The sequence below is a fragment of the Dyadobacter sp. HNCC25DJ185 genome (genome assembly GCF_056895195.1).
Genome location: NZ_JBXHAR010000021.1, coordinates 1 through 21234 on the forward strand (window position 1 = coordinate 1; position 21234 = coordinate 21234).

At 45.0% G+C, this 21234-nt stretch carries 15 protein-coding genes; 10 read left to right on the forward strand and 5 right to left on the reverse strand.

Annotated features, from left to right (window positions below; all coding sequences use genetic code 11):
- Positions 1-79: 79 nt before the first annotated feature.
- On the reverse strand, positions 80-2887 hold the full coding sequence (leuS, locus tag AC1XUF_RS31720) for a leucine--tRNA ligase (protein ID WP_483345903.1): 2808 nt from the start codon (positions 2885-2887) through the stop codon (positions 80-82).
- Positions 2888-3171: 284 nt separating this feature from the next.
- Between leuS and AC1XUF_RS31725 the strand changes: the two genes are divergently transcribed.
- From AC1XUF_RS31725 to AC1XUF_RS31740, 4 genes are all read left to right on the forward strand, one after another.
- The gene (locus AC1XUF_RS31725) at positions 3172-3846 is read left to right on the forward strand and encodes a porin family protein (protein ID WP_483345904.1); all 675 of its coding nucleotides are present in this window, start codon (positions 3172-3174) and stop codon (positions 3844-3846) included.
- Between the two features lie 164 nt (positions 3847-4010).
- Positions 4011-5501 (forward strand): helix-turn-helix domain-containing protein, encoded by a 1491-nt coding sequence (locus tag AC1XUF_RS31730; protein ID WP_483345905.1) that lies wholly within the window; start codon positions 4011-4013, stop codon positions 5499-5501.
- 140 nt (positions 5502-5641) lie between these two features.
- Positions 5642-6547: a sterol desaturase family protein gene (locus tag AC1XUF_RS31735; RefSeq protein ID WP_483345906.1), complete on the forward strand. Its 906-nt coding sequence runs from the start codon at positions 5642-5644 to the stop codon at positions 6545-6547.
- Positions 6548-6760: 213 nt separating this feature from the next.
- Positions 6761-7969 carry an acyltransferase family protein gene (locus AC1XUF_RS31740; protein WP_483345907.1) on the forward strand — a complete coding sequence of 403 codons (1209 nt, stop codon included), beginning with the start codon at positions 6761-6763 and terminating at the stop codon, positions 7967-7969.
- On the opposite strand, the gene AC1XUF_RS31745 is transcribed toward AC1XUF_RS31740, so the two are convergent.
- A complete protein-coding gene (locus tag AC1XUF_RS31745) occupies positions 7966-8889 on the reverse strand; it encodes a sugar phosphate isomerase/epimerase family protein (protein WP_483345908.1) in 924 nt (307 codons plus the stop codon). The two genes, AC1XUF_RS31740 and AC1XUF_RS31745, sit on opposite strands and share 4 nt — an antisense overlap.
- A gap of 118 nt (positions 8890-9007) precedes the next feature.
- On the opposite strand from AC1XUF_RS31745, the gene AC1XUF_RS31750 reads away from it, so the two are divergent.
- The 5 genes from AC1XUF_RS31750 to AC1XUF_RS31770 all read left to right on the forward strand — a co-directional run bounded on the left by AC1XUF_RS31750 (position 9008) and on the right by AC1XUF_RS31770 (position 18102).
- Positions 9008-10594, forward strand: coding sequence for an NAD(P)/FAD-dependent oxidoreductase (locus AC1XUF_RS31750; RefSeq protein ID WP_483345909.1), 1587 nt, complete (start codon positions 9008-9010; stop codon positions 10592-10594).
- A gap of 590 nt (positions 10595-11184) precedes the next feature.
- The gene (locus AC1XUF_RS31755; protein ID WP_483345910.1) at positions 11185-11838 is read left to right on the forward strand and encodes an NUDIX hydrolase; all 654 of its coding nucleotides are present in this window, start codon (positions 11185-11187) and stop codon (positions 11836-11838) included.
- 162 nt (positions 11839-12000) lie between these two features.
- Positions 12001-14751 carry a DNA gyrase/topoisomerase IV subunit A gene (locus tag AC1XUF_RS31760; RefSeq protein ID WP_483345911.1) on the forward strand — a complete coding sequence of 917 codons (2751 nt, stop codon included), beginning with the start codon at positions 12001-12003 and terminating at the stop codon, positions 14749-14751.
- A 190-nt stretch (positions 14752-14941) separates the two neighbouring features.
- Positions 14942-15535 (forward strand): SanA/YdcF family protein, encoded by a 594-nt coding sequence (locus tag AC1XUF_RS31765; protein ID WP_483345912.1) that lies wholly within the window; start codon positions 14942-14944, stop codon positions 15533-15535.
- The gene (locus tag AC1XUF_RS31770; protein ID WP_483345913.1) at positions 15532-18102 is read left to right on the forward strand and encodes a DUF5686 and carboxypeptidase-like regulatory domain-containing protein; all 2571 of its coding nucleotides are present in this window, start codon (positions 15532-15534) and stop codon (positions 18100-18102) included. The genes AC1XUF_RS31765 and AC1XUF_RS31770 overlap by 4 nt, the downstream gene beginning before the upstream one ends.
- A 3-nt stretch (positions 18103-18105) precedes the next feature.
- Here the strand turns inward: AC1XUF_RS31770 and AC1XUF_RS31775 are convergent, their stop codons facing one another.
- Both AC1XUF_RS31775 and AC1XUF_RS31780 read right to left on the reverse strand, forming a co-directional pair.
- Positions 18106-19083, reverse strand: a complete 978-nt coding sequence (locus AC1XUF_RS31775) for an ABC transporter ATP-binding protein (RefSeq protein WP_483345914.1) — start codon at positions 19081-19083, stop codon at positions 18106-18108.
- The gene (locus AC1XUF_RS31780) at positions 19083-19658 is read right to left on the reverse strand and encodes a nitroreductase family protein (protein ID WP_483345915.1); all 576 of its coding nucleotides are present in this window, start codon (positions 19656-19658) and stop codon (positions 19083-19085) included. Before AC1XUF_RS31780 ends, AC1XUF_RS31775 begins: the two co-directional genes overlap by 1 nt.
- Before the next feature lie 224 nt (positions 19659-19882).
- Between AC1XUF_RS31780 and AC1XUF_RS31785 the strand changes: the two genes are divergently transcribed.
- The gene (locus AC1XUF_RS31785; protein WP_483345916.1) at positions 19883-20203 is read left to right on the forward strand and encodes a heavy metal-binding domain-containing protein; all 321 of its coding nucleotides are present in this window, start codon (positions 19883-19885) and stop codon (positions 20201-20203) included.
- 6 nt (positions 20204-20209) lie between these two features.
- Here the strand turns inward: AC1XUF_RS31785 and metF are convergent, their stop codons facing one another.
- A complete protein-coding gene (gene metF, locus AC1XUF_RS31790; protein WP_483345917.1) occupies positions 20210-21166 on the reverse strand; it encodes a methylenetetrahydrofolate reductase [NAD(P)H] in 957 nt (318 codons plus the stop codon).
- Positions 21167-21234: the final 68 nt, after the last annotated feature.

Sequence of the window (21234 nt, forward strand, 5' to 3'; positions counted from 1 at the left end):
CCCAACCAAAACCCGGGCGGGCCCCCACATCATTTAGTCCCTGGCCCCGCCTCCCTTTTTTGATCAATTATTTCAGGGACTAAATAACCACATTAACTATACGTTTCGGCACCACCACCACTTTTTTCAGTGGCTTACCTTCCATCCACTTCTGAACGGTTTCATTAGCAAGTACCTCCTGCTCAATTTCCGAAGCCGGGGTATCCATAGGGAATGATAATGAAGCCCGCACTTTTCCATTAATCTGGATTGGGTACTCGAACACAGCATCCGTTACATGCTGCAACTCCCATTTTGGAAAAGCGGTTTTGGATACCATTCCCTTTTCATTCCCCAACGCGTCCCACAATTCCTCGGAAATGTGCGGCGCATAAGGTGATAACAGCACGACTAATTCCTGTAAGACTGATTTGCTATGACATTTCAGACTGCTCAACTCGTTCACGCAGATCATAAAAGCACTCACTGCCGTGTTGAATGAGAAGTTCTCAATATCCTCCTCGATCTTTTTGATCGTCTTATGCAGGATTTTCAGTTCTTCGGGCTTTGCAGGAACGTCTTTTACAATCCATTGGCCCATATCGCTGTAAAACAAACGCCAAAGTTTCCGCAGGAATTTGTAAGTACCGTCGATCCCGTTGGTATTCCATGGTTTGGCCTGATCCAGTGGCCCCAGGAACATTTCATATAAACGCAGGGTATCTGCACCATATCGTTCTACGATATCATCCGGATTCACGACATTAAATTTCGACTTGGACATTTTCTCCACTTCGACGCCGCAAATGTATTTGCCGTCCTCTAAAATGAATGAAGCATTTTCACCCGCAATATCGGGACGTGTGGCTTTGAATTTTTCAATATCCAGCACGTCGTTTTCGACAATATTCACGTCGACGTGCAATGAGGAAACCTCGTATTCAGATCTTAAACCTGCGCTTACAAATACTGGCTTAGTATAATCGTCGCCTTTTACCCGATACACAAAATTACTCCGCCCCTGGATCATTCCCTGATTGATCAGCTTTTTAAAAGGCTCTTCTTCCGGAACATAACCGCGGTCTTTCATGAATTTATTCCAGAAACGGCTATACAATAAATGCCCGGTAGCATGTTCCGTGCCTCCAATATACAAATCCACATTACGCCAGTAATCGATCGCCTTCTCGGATGCAAACTCTTCCTGATTTTGTGGGTCCATATAACGGTACCAATACCAGCTGCTACCTGCCCAACCGGGCATGGTGCTCAGTTCATAACCATTCCCCGATCCATGAGCCCAATCCTGCGCGCGGCCTAGTGGAGGCTCGCCATTTTCGGTTGGCAGATATTTATCCACTTCCGGCAAATTCAACGGCAGTTCACTCAAATCCAATAAGTAAGGCAAAGGCTGACCAGAACTGTCATTTTTATAAAAAACAGGAACCGGCTCGCCCCAATACCGTTGACGGCTGAAAACCGCATCACGCAAACGGTAATTGATTTTCCCCTTTCCAATCCCTTTCTCTTCCAGCCAGCCGATCAGCACTTTATTGGCTTCATGAAAAGTCAGTCCATTGATCATTCCCGAATTGATATACCTGCCGTCTTTGGTAGCGTCAGCTTGTATTTCAATATCTTTCTGGGAATCCAGGATAGGGATAATGGGCAGATCGAAATGTTTTGCAAAATTCCAGTCGCGCTGATCGCCCGAAGGGACGGCCATCACTGCACCCGTGCCGTACCCCGCCAAAACATAATCCGCAATGTAAACTGGCACTTTCTCCCCATTAAAAGGGTTGATCGCGTACGCCCCGGTAAACGCTCCCGAAACGGTCTTTACATCGGACATCCGGTCGCGTTCTGACTTTTTCTGTGTCGTCGTGATGTATGCATCAGTGTCCGCACGCTGACCTGGTGTGGTAATAACATCAACCAGTTCATGCTCAGGCGCAAGAACCATAAAAGTAACCCCATAAATGGTATCTACACGGGTCGTAAAAACTTCGATATTGTTTCCATGCCCGTCAATGGCAAATTTTACCAACGCGCCTACCGAGCGTCCGATCCAATTGCGCTGCTGCTCCTTCAGGGAATCGGTCCAGTCGACCGTGTCCAGGCCGTCCAGTAAACGTTGTGAATAAGCCGTGATGCGCATCATCCACTGGCGCATCAGCTTTTGGATCACCGGAAATCCACCGCGTTCGGACACCCCGTCTTTCACCTCATCATTGGACAACACAGACCCCAATCCGGGGCACCAGTTCACCGTCGCATCTGCCACGTAAGTAAGCCGGTATTTCAATGTGATCTTATATTGCTCTTCCTCGGACCAGGATTTCCATTCATCCGCAGAAAAAACAGGTGTATCTTCGTCATGGGGTGCATTTACACTTTGATTACCCTGACTGTCAAATTTTTCTGTTAAAGTTTCAATCGGCTCTGCTTTGTCCGTGTCGTTGTTATACCAGCTATTGAAAAGCTGGATAAAGATCCATTGCGTCCATTTATAATAGGTAGGGTCTGATGTCCTGACTTCCCGGCTCCAATCGTAGCTAAGCCCGAGATTTTTCAATTGCTCGATATACCGGGTAATGTTTTGCTCGGTGGTTACAGCAGGATGCTGGCCTGTCTGAATCGCATATTGTTCGGCTGGAAGACCAAAACTGTCGAACCCCATTGGATGAAGCACGTTGAAGCCTTTCAGTCTCTTGTATCTCGAATAAATATCCGAAGCGATATAACCCAGCGGATGGCCTACATGCAAACCCGCCCCTGAAGGGTAGGGAAACATATCCAACACATAATATTTGGGCAGTTCCGACTGGTTATGCACGTGAAATGTACCCCGCTCCTGCCAGTAATCCTGCCATTTCTTTTCTATTTCCCGATGATTATACTCGCTCATATGATTATTGATATTTAATTTTCCCTCCGAAATTTCGTACAAAATCGGAAGGTCAATCCTCCACGGACAGACGGTTTACAAAACCCAGTTAAAAAAAGAGACCGCAAAAATAGCCTTTTTGGGTTTATCAAGGACATCTGTGCCGCAATAACATTCAAATTCAAGCCACGAAACATGCTTTGTAGAATTGAATACCCATTTTAGCTATCAAAACAACTGTTTACACTCGGCACAGGTTTTTAAATAATCCTAATATTCATCAATACTTTAAAACTACGATTACTATGAAAAACATTATGATTGCGCTGTGTGCGATGATGATTGTGAGCTACTCGGCAACAGCTCAATACGATCCTGCCTTTCGGTTTGGCATCAAGGCTGGTGCGAACTTATCCAATATTAACGGCAGTAACGACTTGTCCCTTAACTCCCCTGAGACGGCTTTCAATTTCAAAGACAACGACAACAGATCGCTGGGGTTTGTGGGTGGGGTGTTCTTCCGCTTTGGAAAAACTTTCTACGTGCAGCCAGAATTTTTGCTTTCTCAAAAGGGCGGTAAGTTCAATGTGTACGAAGATGGCGTACAGAATGGTGGCGAAAAAGTAGACGTACGTTTCTCCAATCTGGACGTGCCAGTGCTATTTGGTGTCCGGATCGCGCGGTTCTTCCGTATCAATGTGGGACCTATGGCTTCATTGCGAATGACCAATAACGGAAAGATCAACGATTCCTTTAATGTGCTTACAGGGTCTAATTCCAGTGCAGAATTTAAAAACAGGGTTGCTTACGGCTACCAGGCCGGTGTAGGGTTTGACTTTGGCCGCCTAATGCTCGACGTCCGCTATGAAGGAAATTTCACCGAAATCGCGAACGTGAAGTTCAACAATTCGACAACGGCTTCGCAATTCGGGAAGAAAGGCAATTTGTTCCAGGCCACACTTGGTTTCTCCATTCTGTAACCATTCTCTGAAATTTGCCAAAGACGGAATCCATCGATGATGGATTCCGTCTTTGTTTTACAGGAACCAACAGTGAATTCGATCAGATGTCTACTTTTGCGTATCTTTATTTAAATTGCCTGGAAGCGAAACCCTATCCATCCAGGCCCATTCAACCCAGCAAAGTGGCAATAAACACAGACAATGTAAGACTGGTTTTCGGACTAAAATTAAAGCAGCTCCGGTTAGACAAGGGAATGTCGCTCAGCGAACTTTCCCAGAAATCCGGGTTGTCCATTTCTTATATCAATGAAATTGAAAAAGGAAAGAAATATCCGAAATCCGATAAAATACTTGCATTGGCGCAAGCCATCGATGTGGATTATGACACGCTCGTCTCGCTGAAACTCAGCAAAAGGCTGGAACCGATTTCCGATTTATTAAGCTCCAATGTGCTTACTGAGCTTCCATTGGAGCTTTTTGGCATCGACCCAGCCAACCTGCTCGAAATTCTGTCCGATGCTCCTATGAAAATCAGTGCCTTTGTGGGGACGCTGATTGAGATCGCCCGGAATTATAACATGTCGATCGAGAAATTCTATTTCTCGGCACTCCGCACCTACCAGGAGATGCACGACAACTATTTTGAGGATATCGAGCTGGAGGCAGAGCGGTTTTTAGAGGAAAACGGCGTGGAAGCGGAACGACTTTTGGATGAAAATTATCTTTCCGAAACACTGAAAATCCGCTACAACTACACCATCGAACAAATCAATGAAAGGGTTAATCCCGAATTTTCAAGTGTCCGCTCACTGACGATCACCAATGCCATCGGCAACAAATTGCTCGTCAATATGCATTTATCGTCCGTACAACGTGCATTTATTTACGGGCGCGAAATCGGTTATCTGTACTTAAATCTTAAAAACAGGCTGCATACCACTGCGCTCGTAGAAGCTGAGACTTTCGAGCAGCTTCTGAACAATTTCAGGGCTTCCTATTTTGCAAGCGCAATCATTATCAAAAGAAGTTTGCTTGTACCCGCTGTTTCTGATTTTTTCGGGCAAAAAACATGGCAGCCGGAAAAGCTGATTCAACTCATCCATCATTTCAATACCACACCTGAGTCTTTTTGCTACCGGCTCAGCAATATCTTGCCACGTTACTTCGGGATCAACCAGATTTTCTTTTCCCGTTTCAACAATTTCGTAGGGCAAAACCTCTTCGATATGACGAAAGAAATGCATATTTCCAGAAAGCATTACCCGCACACTGTGAAAGATGAACATTACTGCCGCCGTTGGGTCGCATTGACGATCCTGAATGATCTGGGGGAAATTATTCAAAACAAAGAACAGCCCCGAATACTCTGCAAAGCTCAAAAATCGACCTATATCGATACGAAAGACCAATACCTCGTGATCAGTTTTGCACAACCCATGTCGCCAACCCCAAATTTGAATGTAAGCGTGTCCATGGGCATTTATCTGGATGATCAGACGAAGGAGAAACTGGGCTTCCTGGATGATCCGAATCTGCATTCAAGGGAGGTGAACCAGACTTGTGAGCGGTGCTCCCTGTTTGATTGTCGGGAGCGTATCGCGGCCCCGATCATTCTTCAGAAAAAACATAAGAATGAAGAACTACGAAAAGCATTGAGAAGGATTATCCATTAATAGGGGTTTATGATGATTGGAGTGTCTTTATCAGATAAAACCAGAATAATTGGGGAGATTAAAAAATTCTTAGAAATTAATACTGTAAATTTTACATTTCAACGCTCAACTATCTTTGTATACTATTCGTAACAATTGCTATGCCTGGCACCTATGACTTTGAGGATCTCGTATTAAAGCTGTCAACGCCCTTTTACGTTGTACTCATTGCCCTGGAAGTGTTTCTTACCTACAGCAATCACCACTCAGAAGTTTCAGGCCGTCGCTCTTATTCGTTTCGCGACAGCTTCCATAACGCTGTACTGATGCTGGTCAATGGTGGTGTAGACCTGCTTTTCAGGGCTGTTTATGTGGGCATTTTAATCTGGTTTTATAACCTCGCCCTGGTTTCTCCGGTTGCAAACCCGTATATCTACTGGTTTTTACTGTTTTTGCTGGAAGATCTGGCTTTTTATACCTTACATTATGTGGACCACCACTGCAGGCTTTTTTGGGCTGTACATGTAACCCATCATTCTTCGGAGCATTTTAACCTGACCACCGGTTTCAGGTCGTCCGTTTTTCAGCCTTTGTACCGCTTCGTTTATTTCATACCGCTGGCACTGGCCGGTTTCGATCCTGCCGATATTATTGTAATGTATTCTATTACGCAGATCTATGGTATCATCGTCCATACAGAATACGTCAATAAACTGGGCTGGCTGGAATACATCCTGGTAACGCCGTCGCATCACCGGGTTCACCATGCGAGCAATGTGCAATATCTGGACAAGAATATGGGAATGTGCCTGATCGTCTGGGACCGGATTTTCGGGACTTTTCAGGAAGAAATCCCAACTGTACCTCCTAAATATGGCTTAACAAAGTCTATCGAAAATGAGGATCTTGTTGAGACTATTTTTCACGAATGGAAGGAAATAGGCAAGGATTTCAATCAGCCGGTTGATTTAAAAACCAAGGTCAAATATTTGCTGAAAGCGCCTGGCTGGTCGCCGGATGGTTCACGGAAGACCAGCAAAGATCTGCAGAAGGAGATTCAGGCTTAACCGGCTCATCCAAATTTCCTGTTCAGAACACCAAGATCCTCCTTCCGATCTACACACTTCCAAATTTCTCCTGTAAATACCCTTTACTACCGTTTACTCACTGTCACCTGCCCATCGCTCATTGCTTTCGTCTTAGGAAAGTCAACTGTCTATTCTTTGGATAATTTTCTCTTACATTAGAAATTTTCCATGCGCCAGAACAAAACAGTTGATTTGAATCGCATCAAATTCCTTGACGGCTTCCGATTTTTACTGGCCTTATGGGTTGTTGCCGGCCACTATTACAGGCATCTGGGAGGCCGTATGTTTTTCAAGCTGCCACCCGTCTTGTTAAAAACATTTGATAATCCCATTCTTGCGGTTTATGGGTTTATGATTATTACCGGGTTCCTGATGGCCTATAATTATATGGACAGAGAAAAAAAGGAGCCATCGGACCACATTGGAACATTCATTAAATTTTGGCTTAGAAGGTTTTTTAGGCTGTACCCGGTTTACATATTAACGTTATCGTTAGCATTCTTCAATTTTGTGAGCCTTGAGGAGCTTAACGAAAAGAATCTTATTTTTTTCCTGGGAAGAAGTCAAAGTCTCTGGGGCTTTGAACCTGACGGGCCACCTGGCCTGGCTGATTTGATCTCCCACATATTTTTGGTGCACGGCCTTTTTCCGTCTTTTCACTACACCATTCACATTGTTACCTGGAGCTTATCGCTGGAAATGCAGTTTTATTTTCTATTTCCGTTTGTATTTCTCTTTGCATTTGCTAATCCATATGTGATGCAAAAACGTTTGGTTATTTCCATACTGCTCTTCTGGGTTATTGCTATGACATCGCCGAGAGCAATTAATTTTGCAACGCATTATTTCGGGCTTCCAGACTTTAAACTGCCATCCATCCTAACCTGCTGCATGCCTCTATTCTTGCTGGGGATGATTTCGGCAGGTGTAAAATTAAAGAAATTGAATCCTGCTTATCTGACGATTGTCTTGTTTTCAATATGGCCCTTTCAACATGTGGTGATCAATCTCATTTCCTGCTTTTTTCTGACTTTCCTGTTTCTTGATGAACTACAATCGTTAATTCCAGGCTGGATGTTCAATGTGCTGAATTTTTTCAGGCGGCTTCTGTCAGGTAAACTTGCAGTCCGTGCTGCCGAACTATCCTACTCGTTATATCTTATACACACACTACTCATTGGCATATTATTGAGGCTTGTTATCCAAATTACCTCTGGAATGAATTTATCAAAGCTTACGATTGCTGCTTTGGCCTTTTGCCTGGTAATCATCGTCTGCCTGATGGTATGTTCACTGATATTTAAATTTATAGAGAAACCCTTTATTGAACTCGGCAAAAAGGTAGTCAAGAACATTTCAGAGGGGAAAACAGAAATACAAGTCCCGGAACAAAGCGCCTAAGACCCGAATACTTTTTTCAAATAAACCTGATCAATCTTGTGTGCTTCAATGGCATTCATCGTCCTTGGAGATGTTTTTTCAAGGCATTGTTCCAGAACAAGGTGTGGCTTGACATTCAGTTCGTTAAGCGATTTGGCAAGTCTCACATAGTCGATATCGCCTTCCCCAAAACTTTCCTGCCAGATTCCATCTTTTGATTGCCTTATGTGCAATTCGACAATCCGTTTGCCATATAGTTTCACTACATCGAATAGTGCGATCTGGGAATTGCCTGAACCTCTGTAAACCCAATGCACATCCAGACATAATGAAACGTTTTTCGGATCCGTTGCCAGGAGCATATGGTGAAATTCCCGTGCAGCGGCCCGCAATTCCACATCGTGGGTGTGATAGGCCAGTTTCATCCCCCTTTTTTTCAGCTCCGCACCAAGCTTATCCATATTTCTTGCCTGCTCAGTCAGCTCCGCATCCGACTTATTCTGATCACCCCCCCATTTGATTGGGCTAGGATTGGTAACAATAATCTTTGTATCCGCAGGCTTTAATGCATCGGCAATCGCCAAAACCGATTCTATTGATTTTGTAGCCTGATCCGCCTGGTATAATGAGGTATTAACATAAACCGACGGCATGGACAAGTTATATTTTTTGAGATACGGCAACAGCTTTCCTACTTCATCTGCTGCCGTAAATGCAGGCTCGTAGGCTTTCAAGCCAGTAGATGCATACTCCGACAATGATACATCCGGATTTGCACCCCAATCCCTGCCCTCCCTCGCGAAAAAAGTAATCCAGGAATATTGGTTACAGGAAACCGGCATGGTAGCCGCTTTGCTCTGGGTCCATGCTGGCTCCGCCAGAAGTGTCGCTCCGGCCGAAACGACTAGTGTATTAAGGAATTCACGACGGTTTGCTGACATTTTTTAGATAAATACTGGTCTATTGTTATCATACCAAAGATCAAAATCATCGAATGTTACCTGCTTGAATTCCCCAGGCTCCTTACCTTTGTATGATTAAAGGATAAATCCCTTTCCAATGCATCAAACACTTCAGCTTACTCTTGCGCCGGAAATCGCGCTGGACAACGAGAACTTTCGTCAGCATATTGTTAACAAACTACGTCTTCGCCAGGGCGACAACCCGGTTATCAGAAAAACGCGCCAGTCCATCGACGCAAGAAGTCGTCAGGTTAAGGTAAATGTCCAGGCGGAAATCTACATCAATGAGTTGCCCCCATCACTGATCAGTGCGAAGATTAATTATCAGGACGTGAGCAACCGGCCGAAGGCCATTATCATTGGCTGCGGCCCGGCGGGAATGTTCGCTGCGCTGCGCCTGATTGAGCTTGGGATCAAACCTGTCATTTTTGAAAGGGGGAAAGATGTCCGCGCACGTCGCAGGGACCTGGCTGCCATTAACAAGGACCATCTCGTCAATCCTGAATCCAATTATTGTTTTGGAGAAGGCGGGGCGGGGACTTACTCGGATGGAAAATTATATACCCGATCTAACAAGCGTGGAGACATCCGGCGGGTATTGGAGATATTTGTCCACCACGGGGCGAGCGAGCAGATCCTGATTGACACTCATCCGCATATTGGCACCAATAAGCTGCCGGTAGTCGTGTCCGAAATGCGGGAGAGTATCCTCAAAGCAGGAGGAGAAATTCACTTTGACAGCAAAGTAACCGACCTGATTGTCAACCAGGGGCAAATTAAAGGTGTTGTAACCAGCGATTTGCAGGAACATTTAGGTACTGGCGTAATCCTCGCAACGGGACATTCAGCCCGGGATATATATCAGCTGCTGCACGCCAAAAATATCCTGATCGAAAGCAAATCTTTTGCAATGGGCGTGCGCATTGAACACCCGCAAAACACAATTGACAAGATCCAGTATCATTGCGAAACAGACCGCGGCCCTTATCTCCCGGCAGCGTCTTACAGCCTGGTGACTCAAACGCGTTACAAAGGCATACAGCGTGGCGTCTTCTCATTTTGCATGTGCCCCGGCGGATTTATTGTTCCTGCGGCAACCGCTGCGGGAGAAGTGGTTGTAAATGGTATGTCGCCATCCCGTCGGGATTCGCCTTATGCCAATTCAGGACTAGTAGTTTCGGTCGAAAACGAAGATTTGGAGCCTTATAGAGAATTTGGCCCAATGGCTGGCTTGCAATTTCAGAAAGAAATAGAACAGGCTGCCTGTAAGCTTGCCGGTTCTACCCAAACTGCACCTGCTCAATTGGCAATTGATTTTGTGAAAAATAAAATGTCTTCTCAATTGAGAGAAACCTCCTATCAGCCTGGCCTTCAGTCCGTCGACCTGTACGAGGTTCTCCCTCCTAATATAGCTTTCCCTCTAAAAGAGTCCCTTTCGGATTTCAGCAGAAAAATGAGAGGGTACCTTTCTCCCGACGCACAATTGATTGGCGTAGAAAGCCGCACTTCTTCTCCGGTCAGAATACCCAGAGAACGAGACAGTTGCGAACATCCAGAGATAAAAGGGCTGTTTCCCTGCGGCGAAGGGGCCGGTTACGCGGGCGGCATTATGTCCGCTGCCATGGATGGCGAAAGATGCGCAGAACAGTTGGCGAAGCTCTGCATGGCTGCTTCAAAACAATAACTTACTATAAAAACAGGTAATTATTATATTTGTGTTATTCTACATTGGAATTTCACGAATAGACGTACCTATACCTGAAATATTCAGACTGAAATTCTTCTTTTCCAGTCTCGAACATTTGCCGGCCCACATTCACGTTCGAAATTCAGATGGAATTGCTAAATTCGAATAAAACGCGGTCCACTTAATGGAAAGTTTCGGAATGAAAACGAAAAACCTGCTATTGGCCGAAACACTGGCTGAGTAAAATAAAGACTGATAATCAAGTGACGAATTAAGTAAGCTGATGTGATAGGCAAATCGTTAAAAGAATGCGATATGAAAATTCAACAAGTCTGATCCGATCAAGCTGATTTGTATGCCGTAAGTGATTTAGGAGATACTATTTGAAATGCGCTGGCCTGGTTTGATCGTTTGGAAAACGAGATCATTGACTTGCTGAATGACTTTGAAGTAGGGCGCGCAGGGAAAGTATCCATTAGCAGGAAATAGGTGAAGATTGAAGTATCGAAAGCCTTTTCGGCTCTAAAAGGGAATTATATTACGTTAAAATATAGCTGCACCAATAAGTTTTAATACTCAACCACTAGATGGCCACACTAGCATCCTTTTCTTTGTTTACGGAACAATTGACAAAAAAACTGAAATACCCGCTTCCCGGTGAGTCGGCCCACCAGATCATGCAGGCTTCCACACGGCTTAGACTTACCTTCAAACCCAATGCACGTACCCGCAAGAGTGCTGTTCTGGTTTTGTTCTATCCGCACAAAAACGATATTTATTTTCCTCTCATCCTTCGTCCTGCTTACGACGGCGTACACTCCGGGCAAGTCGCATTTCCGGGTGGCCGTTATGAGCCGGGTGATAAGGATCTGGTACGTACAGCATTGAGAGAGGCACAGGAAGAAGTAGGCCTCCGTTTGAATGATGTCCAGATTCTGGGAATCCTAACTGAACTCTTTATACCAGCCAGCAATTTCTATGTTTTGCCGGTGGTTGCGTCCATGCCCTATCGCCCCGATTATTATCCCGATGCCCGTGAAGTCGAAGATATTTTCGAGATCAAACTGAAAGAGATTTCCGATGTGGACATCATCGGGTCCAGTGATATCCAAATACGTGGCGAACAGGTACATGCACCTCACTATATGATCCAGGGGTATAAAATCTGGGGTGCGACGGCCATGATGATCAGTGAGCTGCTGACCGTCCTCAATGCGTCGGCACCGGATTCGGAAAACTAAAAAGTATCGCTTTAATTGCTATATTAGCAGATAAATCAAACACATCTTTCGATCATTTTCGCCCTGTTTCGCTCCTCGGAACGGATCAGTTCTTCCGCGAAAGCCGGTGAGATTGATGCTTTAAATTTACTGAGTACTTAAAACCTGGTTCCTCCTTCATTTATGGACGAAAACGGAGCTACGCCTGACGTAGAAGATAGCGGATTGCATGATAAATTACCCATTTCGGGTTTGTATGAAAACTGGTTTCTTGATTATGCCTCATATGTAATTCTGGAACGCGCTGTTCCCGCCATTGAAGATGGCCTCAAACCCGTTCAGCGGCGCATTATGCATGCGCTCAACGAAATGGACGACGGTCGTTTCAATAAAGTAGCAAATGTGGTGGGATCTTCGATGCAATACCACCCGCATGGAGATGCGTCGATTTACGATGCAATTGTTAATATTGGCCAAAAGGAATTATTATTTGATACCCAGGGAAACTGGGGCGATATCCGCACGGGTGACAGCGCTGCAGCGGCCCGGTACATTGAAGTAAGGCTCTCCCGTTTTGCCAAAGAGATCGTTTTCAACGACGATACCACTGAATGGCAGCTTTCCTATGATGGCCGCAAACGCGAACCAGTTACGCTCCCCGTAAAATTTCCACTGTTATTGTCGCTTGGCGTTGAAGGGATCGCGGTTGGATTGTCTACCAAGATACTTCCCCACAATTTCTGCGAGCTGATCGAAGGCTCGATCAATATTTTGCAGGGGAAGGAAGTAATCATCTATCCTGATTTTTTGACCGGGGGACAGGTTGATGTATCCAACTACAATGACGGCCATCGTGGAGGAAAGGTACGCGTGCGTGCAAAAATTGAGGAAGAGGACAAAAAAATGCTGGTGATCCGTGACATTCCGTTTGGCACCACCACTACCTCACTGATCGATTCCATTATTAAAGCCAATGATGGGGGCAAGATCAAAATCAAAAAGGTTGTTGATAATACGGCCGCTGAAGTTGAAATCCAGGTGCATCTGGCCCCTGGGGTGTCGCCGGATATCACGATGGACGCTTTGTACGCTTTTACAGAATGCGAGGTTTCTATTTCCCCCAATGCCTGCATCATCATTGCCGACAAACCTCATTTTGTAGGCGTAACCGATATTTTGAAATACAACACCCAGCAAACTGTTCATTTATTGAACCGCGAGCTGGAAATAAAAAAGCTCGCTCTTTTAGAAAAGATCCTTTACGGTTCTCTTGAAAAGATATTCATCGAAAACCGCATTTACCGGGATATCGAGGAATGCGAAACTTTTGAGGCGGTAATCCGGACAATAGACAAAGGTCTTGAACCATACAAGGCCCAGTTTTACAGAGAAATTACGGATGATGATATCATCGAGCTAACCGAGATCAGGATCAAACGTATTTCCAAATACGACGGCTTCAAAGCCGACGAGCAGATGCGCAAATGGCAGGAAGACCTGGCCGAAACAGAGGATAACCTCGCCAATATTACCCGGTTCGCAGTCGACTATTTTAGGGATTTGCTCAAAAAATACGGAAAAGGAAGAGGAAGAAAAACGGAAATACGGGCGTTTAATCAGATATCCGCAAATATCGTTGCCGCAAATAACCAGAAGCTCTATGTAAACCGCGCGGAAGGATTTATAGGGTATGGTTTAAAAAAGGACGAGTATGTGATGGACTGTTCGGACATCGACGATGTGATCGTTTTCAAAAGCGACGGCAAGTGCTTGGTAATCAAGATTCAGGAGAAGGTTTTCGTTGGAAAGGACATCATCCATTGTTCTGTTTTTCTCAAAAACGACGAGCGCAAGGTTTATAATCTCGTATATCTGGATGGAAAAACGGGGGTTTCCTACATCAAAAGGTGCCAGATCACAGCGGTAACACGGGATCGAGAATATGATCTTTCACAAGGATCGCCCAAATCCAAAATCACCTACTTTACCGCTAACGATAATGGTGAGGCGGAGATCATTACTGTAAACCTGACAGCGCAAAGCAAGGCGAAAGTGAAACAGTTTGACTTCAATTTTGCTGAGTTACTGATCAAGAACAGGAGTGCGATGGGTAATATCCTGACCAAATACCCCGTCCGGAAAATTACGTTGAAACAGGCGGGACGCTCTACACTGGGAGGTGTAGATATGTGGTTTGATCCTACTATAGGCCGGCTTAACCGGGATGAACGGGGAGAGTATCTTGGAAATTTTGGCCCGTCGGACAGCATTCTCGTCATTTATAAAGACGGGAGTTATGAACTGACTAATTTTGATCTCACCAATCATTATGTCCCGAACGAAGTATTGCTTGTCAAAAAGTTTGAGCCAACGCTCCCAATCACTGCAGTTTACTTCGACGGCGCCCAAAAACAACATTTTATCAAGCGTTTCAACATTGAAACTTCGTCGCTTGACAAAAAATTCGTCTTCATCAGCGATTCTAAAAATAGTAAGTTGCTGTTAGCGAGTACGGATAAGCGCCCAAGACTGGAAATTGTTTTCCCCAAAACAGCCCAAAAAGAACAAACCAGCGTAACCTATATCATTGAGGAAATGGTTGAGATAAGAGGATGGCGGGCCATGGGAAGCAAATTGCCTAATGACAAGTTCAAAGACATCCACTGGCTACCTCCTGTCCCAGATCCGGTGGAAGAGAAAACAGAAGTCAATGCGGCTGTAAATGAAACGGAGGAGGACACGGAATTGTCTGATGATGTTTCTTCCGCGACTTTAGAGGAAAATACCGCTACCTTAACTGAAGAGACCATCGCGGAAGAAGATAACATCGAGCCGGAGACGGAGGATGAAGAGCAACAAAACGCTTCAAAATCTAAAAAAGATAGTAAAAAGGGCTCCGATTCTTCTAAAAGTCAGCTGGGGCTTTTTGAATAACTCAATTTTTTAAAACATTCAGTAACGATAAGCAACAGAAAGTGACAAAGCCTGCGTACAGTCAGTAAAAAAGACATCATGAAGTACGCAAAGGGACAAACGGACAGAAATTCAATCAATTCAGAAGGAAAGATCCGAAACAGAGGTGAAAAAGTTGATCAAAATCATATTGGCCTTATTGTTTGTCTGCATGGTTTTCATCTTGCTCTGTAACCTCTGGGTGGTGTATAATACACGTCAGTACAGTTATTTTTCCATCGAAAGTTTACCCTCCAATGATGTTGCACTGGTGTTAGGGACGAGCAGGAGTTCTGAAAAGGGGAAAGAAAATCTCTTTTTCAAATACCGGATGGAAGCAACAGCGCGCCTTTTCAAAGAAGGAAAAATCAAATACATTATTCTGAGCGGCAACAACGATTCACAATATTACAATGAGCCGCTCGATATGCAACGGGCATTGCTGAACCTTGGAATCCCTGAGAACGTGATGACTTTGGATTATGCTGGTTTCAGAACTTTTGATTCGATTATCCGGTGCAAAGAGGTTTTCAATCAGGATAATTTCACGATCATTTCACAAAATTTTCATAATGCTAGGGCATTGTATATTGCCCATAATGAAGGAATTAACGCTATTTCGTTCGCAGCGCAGGATGTACCCGACGGTTATTCGATCCGGACGCTGATCCGGGAATATCTGGCGCGCCCAAAAGCAGTTTTGGATGTCCATATCCTGCGACCGCCAGCTGATGTAACGTCCAATAGGGAGATCAGAAAAAAATGAGGAATAGTGATGAGGAAAAATTTACTTTGAAAGCGCCGGTTAAAAGGTCCGCTCTATTCCTGATAAGACTTTCCTTATTTTTATTTGCATTCATTTACTGCTTGAAGTCTTCCGGGCAAACCACTTACGTGATCAAAGGCAGGGTTACCGACGCAAGCACCGGTGATCCGATCCCATTTGCAAACCTTGGGATCAAGGCAACTACATTTGGCACCACCACCAACTTTGACGGATTTTACCAGCTGAGCTTTACCTTACCAGCGGATTCTATTCAGGCTACCTACGTGGGCTATGAGAGCAGGAGCCAGGTTATTAACCCGAATCTTGCTGAGCAGACTATTGATATCCAACTCCTTCCGGGGACCACTCAATTGAAGGAGGTGAAAATATTCGCCGGCGAAAACCCGGCATTTGCAATCATCCGTAAAATCGTTGCCAATAAGAACATAAATAATGCCGACAATCTGGATGCCTATGAATACGAGAGCTATAATAAGATCCAGATCGATATCGATAACCTCTCAGAAAAATTCAGGAGCAGGAAATCAGTCAAGAAAATGACCCGTATCCTTGACCAATACGATCAGGTAAAGGGTGAAAACGGGGAAACAATTATCCCGATCTTCATTTCTGAATCTGTCTCGAATGTTTTTTATCGTAAAAACCCCCGAAAAAAAAAGGAGGTTATCAACAAGACGAAAGTTTCCGGCGTCGGACTTACGGATGGGAGCCTGGTTTCTCAGCTCATCGGATCTTCCTTTCAGCAATATAATTTTTACAACAACTGGCTCAATATTCTTTCCAAAGACTTTGTGTCGCCCATTTCCGACAGCTGGAAATTATACTATGAATATTACCTGGCCGACAGTATCTACAATGGTACCACTTACGACTACCATATTGAATTCGAGCCTCGGCAAGAGCAGGACCTCGCGTTTACAGGGTCATTTTGGGTGGATGGGGCCACATTTGCATTAACCCAAATGGACGTCAGTGTCGGAAAAAAAGCGAATCTCAACTTTATCGAAAAGATAAAGATCCAACAGTCCTATGAGCTATTCCCAGATGAAAAAACCTGGATCCCTTTGAAAACCAGGGTACTGATTGATGTGGATGAACCTACCAAGCAAACCGCCGGGATGCTTCTGAAATTCTATTCGGCCAATTCCAAATACAAGATTAATGCACCTTATGACACCAAGTTTTACGACACTGCGATCGAATTGAAAGAGGATTATAAGGATTCCGATTCGACTTTCTGGATCAAAAGCCGTCCGGAAGCGTTGAGTTCGACGGAAAAATTGACCTTTCAACTGGTTGATTCCCTGAAAGTCCTGCCGGTCGTCAAAACCTACACCGAGATCCTGAATGTTTTTGTAAACGGTTATAAAAAAATCGATAAGTGGAATATCGATATAGGGCCTTATCTGTTTTTATACGCCAATAATGCAACTGAAGGCAACCGGTTCAGGCTAGGTTTCAGGACCGACCCGGGATTTAGCAGGAAATGGATTTTCAGCGGTTATGGTGCTTACGGAACCCGTGACAAAGCCTTCAAATATGGCGCAGGAATGGACTACATCATCGACCGGAAGCCGTGGACAATAGCTGGCATTTCCTATTCCAAAGACCTGGAAAGGCTGGGCGTTTCGGCGGAAACCATTGGGCCGAACACCATTTTTGGGGCATTCTCCCGTTTCGGCGCATTTCGCAGGCCCTATTGGCAGGAAGATATTTCGGCTTATTTCAAACGGGAAGTCGTTAAAGGCTTCACGGGCAGCATTCAGATCAGGCACCGGGCATTTCGTCCATTGTTTCCGTTTTCTTACAGGACTATTCCCGAAGCCGGAATCGAGTCGCCTCTGAAAAGCGCGTTTGATATTACGGAAATTAATCTTGAAACAAGGTTGGCAAACAAAGAAACTTTCCTGCAGAATGACAATGAAAGGATCAGTATGGGCAACGGGAACTCGCCGATTTTCACCCTCAGATATACGCTGGGCATCAAGAATCTCCTGGGAGGCGATTTCAATTACCAAAAGGTTTCGTTCAATATCAAACACAGTTTCAGGGCGGGCGTGATAGGTCGCACCTATTACAATGTCACCTTTGGCTATATCCCCTCCACCCTTCCCTATCCGCTTTTATATACGCCTTTAGGGAACGAATCCCTGTTCTATGTCGAAAATGCGTATAACCTCATGCGCTACTTTGAGTTCATCAGCGACAGGTATATTGCTGTAAGGCTCGAACATAATTTCGAAGGTTTGCTGCTCAACAGGATCCCCGCCATACGTAAATTGAAGTTGAGAATGCTGGCGACAGGGCGCGTATTCTATGGAAGCACAAGTGACGCCAATGTCGCGTTAACCACTACCACAGACGAGTCAGGCAATGAAATCCAGACTTTCAGCAAGCTGAAAGACAGGCCTTACCTGGAACTTGGTTACGGAATTGATAATATTTTTAAAGCAGGCCGTATTGATTTTATACACCGCCTAACCTATTTGAAGAATCCGAATGTTACTCCTTTTGCAGTAAAAATATCCTTCTGGTTTAATCTGTAACTTTCAGATGCTCCTGAGATCCTTTGCGGCGTAAGTCAGGAAAACTTGCTGACCTACTTCCAGGCTCAGTTTGTTGCGGTAAAAAGATAAGTTCTCTTTTCCATTGGAACAACGTATTTCCCAATGGTTGCCATGGAAACGGATGGCCTCCACTTTGCCTTCCCATTTACTTTTTTCAGAATACTTTGTAGGTTTTATTTTTTCAGGCCGGATAAAACAAGACTTCTTATCCTTCCCCGCTTCCACCCAGTTGATGTCGCCGGTCAATTCCGCGACATAACTATCTATGGGTTGATTATATACTTCCTGGGGCGTTCCGGTCTGAATGATCTTTCCATTCCGCAACACCGCGATCCGGTCCGACCAGGCCAGCGCATCCGACGCCTCGTGTGTAACAAAAATACAGCTCATTTTTTGCTGCCTGCGCAAGCCTTCAATAGCATCGCCCAAAACCCGCCTGTTATGATTATCCAAATGCGCAAACGGCTCGTCCAGCAGCAAGACATCCGGCTGTTCAGCCAATGCTTTCGCAATGGCCGTCCTTTGTTTTTCTCCACCGGAAAGTAATTTGGCTTTCTGATTTTTCACATATTCCAGACCGGCCATCGCCAGCAATTCCGACACCTTGTCCTTGCGGTACCCGGCGTCGTAAAACCGTAAAGAGTAAGCAATATTTTCCTCTACCGTCTGATTAGGAAAAAGCTCAAATTCCTGATGAATCAGTCTGATTGAATCGTGACCTGGAATCAACTCGCCACTAACCGGTTTTAGTTCTTCTTCATTAAAAAAGACTTTACCATGCTCCGCATCCACAAACCTTCCCAGAATGCGGAGCAAAGTGCTTTTCCCCGAGCCGCTTTCTCCCAGTATCCCCAACCATTCCCCGGTATGAAGGCGGACATCGATATCAGAAAGGATAAGATTCGTCCCAAATGATTTGGAAAGAGAAGCTGTTCGAAGAATCGTTCTCTTTTTCGCCATTATTCGGCCCAGATAACCTTATTTTCAATTGGGGTACGGCGGGCAGGAACTTCGGGGGCATCGTGATATCCCATAAAAAAGAGCCCAAGGCATTTTTGTGTGTCTTCGATTCCCAGAAATGCGCCCAATTCATTTAACACACCCGGGCTGCTCCAGTAAGAACCAATGCCGTAAGCAGTAGCTGTGAGCCACATATTTTGCACCGCACAGGCAACCGAGGCCGTTTCTTCCCACTCCGGAAGCTTATCGGGGTGAAGCGCTGCATTGATAACGATTACACAGTTGGATTTGAGGACTTTTTCACCAGCGGCATCATACCTGGCTTGTGAATATGACTCGGGAGGAGTTGTGGTACGGTATCTTTCAGAAAAAAAGCCAGCCAGTTTCTTTAAGCTTTCGCCCTTGAAAACAATGAAACGCCAAGGCTCGGTGAGTTTATGGGTTGGGGCATAATTGGCATTTTCAAGAATGTCGCTGATCACCTCATTCGGAATGTCTTTCTGAATATAGCTGGGGGGAAAAATACTGCGCCTGCTGCGAATGATTTTGTTTATTGTTTCAACTGATTGTGCCATTATTTGGTTATTGGAGATTTGTCAAAAAACAAAACTAGTGATATTTGACGCCAGATAGGCAAAAAAACGGAGCAGCATTGTCGTCTTGATGCGAAACGCGCCGTCATAATGGAAAATTACCAGCTTCCAGCGCTTCTTTGCCGTTAAACCATTATTTTAAGCCCGGCATTTTGAAAATGAACTAAATTCAGACCGAATTTATACCATCCCCAAACCTGACATCTATGCTTGTTACTACGACACCGAACATCGAAGGTAAGAAAATCACCAAGTACATCGGATTGGTCAATGGCGAGGCCATCATTGGGGCCAATTTTTTCAAAGATCTCATGGCGGGCATTCGGGATGTGGTAGGCGGTCGCTCGGGATCTTACGAACAGGGATTGAGGGAGGCTAAGAGCATCGCGATCCGTGAAATGATGGAGCAGGCGCAACGTTTGGGCGCCAATGCGGTAATAGGTGTTGATATAGACCTTGAGACAATCGGCGGGAACAGCTCTATGCTGATGGTGAGCGCCAATGGCACAGCCGTGTGTTACGAATAATCACAGTCAAAAAACCTGTCTGGCAATCTGAGCCACATTATCCGACTTCCCCATTGTATAAAAATGCAGGACAGGCACGCCGTAATTCAATAACTCCTTGCATTGGTGAATGCCCCATTCAATTCCAACCTGGCGCACGTCTTTATCAGAGGCACATTTTTCTACTTCTTTAACAAGGTCCTGGGGGAATTCGAGGTGGAAAATCTGTGCGAGAACAGAAAGTTGCTTGCGTGTCGCCAAAGGTTTTAGTCCCGGAATGATCGGCACGGTAATACCTTCTGCCCGGCACCTGTCGACGAAACGAAAGTACTTTTCGTTATCGAAGAACATCTGCGTTACAATATAATTAGCACCTAGGTCAATCTTCTGACGCAAATGGGCATAATCAGTATCGAAGCTAGTAGCATCAAAATGTTTCTCAGGATAACCTGCAACACCTATGCAAAAATCAGTGGGGAACATTTCGGTTTCGGCATTCAGCAGGACACCATGATTCATTGCGTTTACCTGCGCAACAAGCTCGGAAGCATAAGTATGTCCGCCTGCTTTGGGCTTGAAAATACCCGCAGATTTTTCGGGATCGCCTCTTAAAACCAGTACATTGTCAATACCAAGATAATGAAGGTCAATCAGAACATCCTCGGTTTCATCTTTTGTAAACCCCCCGCAGATCACATGCGGAACCGCATCGACATGGAAACGCTCCATGATCCTGGCGCAGATACCAACAGTTCCCGGCCTCTTCCTGATCGGGATCCGCTCAATAGTTCCGTCCGCCGCAACCCTGTCAATTAGCTCCTCCCGGTGATAGGTTACGTCTACAAATGGCGGATTGAATTCCATGAGAGGCTCAATTGAATTCAGCAGCTCATTGATATTCTGACCTTTCAGCGGTGGGATGATCTCGATCGAAAAGAGTGTCTTGCCTTCTGCCTGGCGAATGAACTCGGTAACTTTGGTCATGTACTGGAATGGTGTGTTCTAAAATGATTACAAATGAACACGATTTACGTAACCAAACCAATTGCAGG

Bases quoted from the DNA above. Each gene is read 5' to 3' on its own strand.
- AC1XUF_RS31735 (WP_483345906.1), top strand. From the start codon at position 5,642: ATGCCTGGCACCTATGACTTTGAGGATCTCGTATTAAAGCTGTCAACG.
- AC1XUF_RS31775 (WP_483345914.1), bottom strand. From the start codon at position 19,083: ATGGCGAAAAAGAGAACGATTCTTCGAACAGCTTCTCTTTCCAAATCA.
- AC1XUF_RS31745 (WP_483345908.1), bottom strand. From the start codon at position 8,889: ATGTCAGCAAACCGTCGTGAATTCCTTAATACACTAGTCGTTTCGGCC.
- AC1XUF_RS31765 (WP_483345912.1), top strand. From the start codon at position 14,942: ATGGTTTTCATCTTGCTCTGTAACCTCTGGGTGGTGTATAATACACGT.
- AC1XUF_RS31760 (WP_483345911.1), top strand. From the start codon at position 12,001: ATGGACGAAAACGGAGCTACGCCTGACGTAGAAGATAGCGGATTGCAT.
- AC1XUF_RS31725 (WP_483345904.1), top strand. From the start codon at position 3,172: ATGAAAAACATTATGATTGCGCTGTGTGCGATGATGATTGTGAGCTAC.
- leuS (WP_483345903.1), bottom strand. From the start codon at position 2,887: ATGAGCGAGTATAATCATCGGGAAATAGAAAAGAAATGGCAGGATTAC.
- AC1XUF_RS31770 (WP_483345913.1), top strand. From the start codon at position 15,532: ATGAGGAATAGTGATGAGGAAAAATTTACTTTGAAAGCGCCGGTTAAA.
- AC1XUF_RS31780 (WP_483345915.1), bottom strand. From the start codon at position 19,658: ATGGCACAATCAGTTGAAACAATAAACAAAATCATTCGCAGCAGGCGC.
- metF (WP_483345917.1), bottom strand. From the start codon at position 21,166: ATGACCAAAGTTACCGAGTTCATTCGCCAGGCAGAAGGCAAGACACTC.
- AC1XUF_RS31750 (WP_483345909.1), top strand. From the start codon at position 9,008: ATGCATCAAACACTTCAGCTTACTCTTGCGCCGGAAATCGCGCTGGAC.
- AC1XUF_RS31785 (WP_483345916.1), top strand. From the start codon at position 19,883: ATGCTTGTTACTACGACACCGAACATCGAAGGTAAGAAAATCACCAAG.
- AC1XUF_RS31755 (WP_483345910.1), top strand. From the start codon at position 11,185: ATGGCCACACTAGCATCCTTTTCTTTGTTTACGGAACAATTGACAAAA.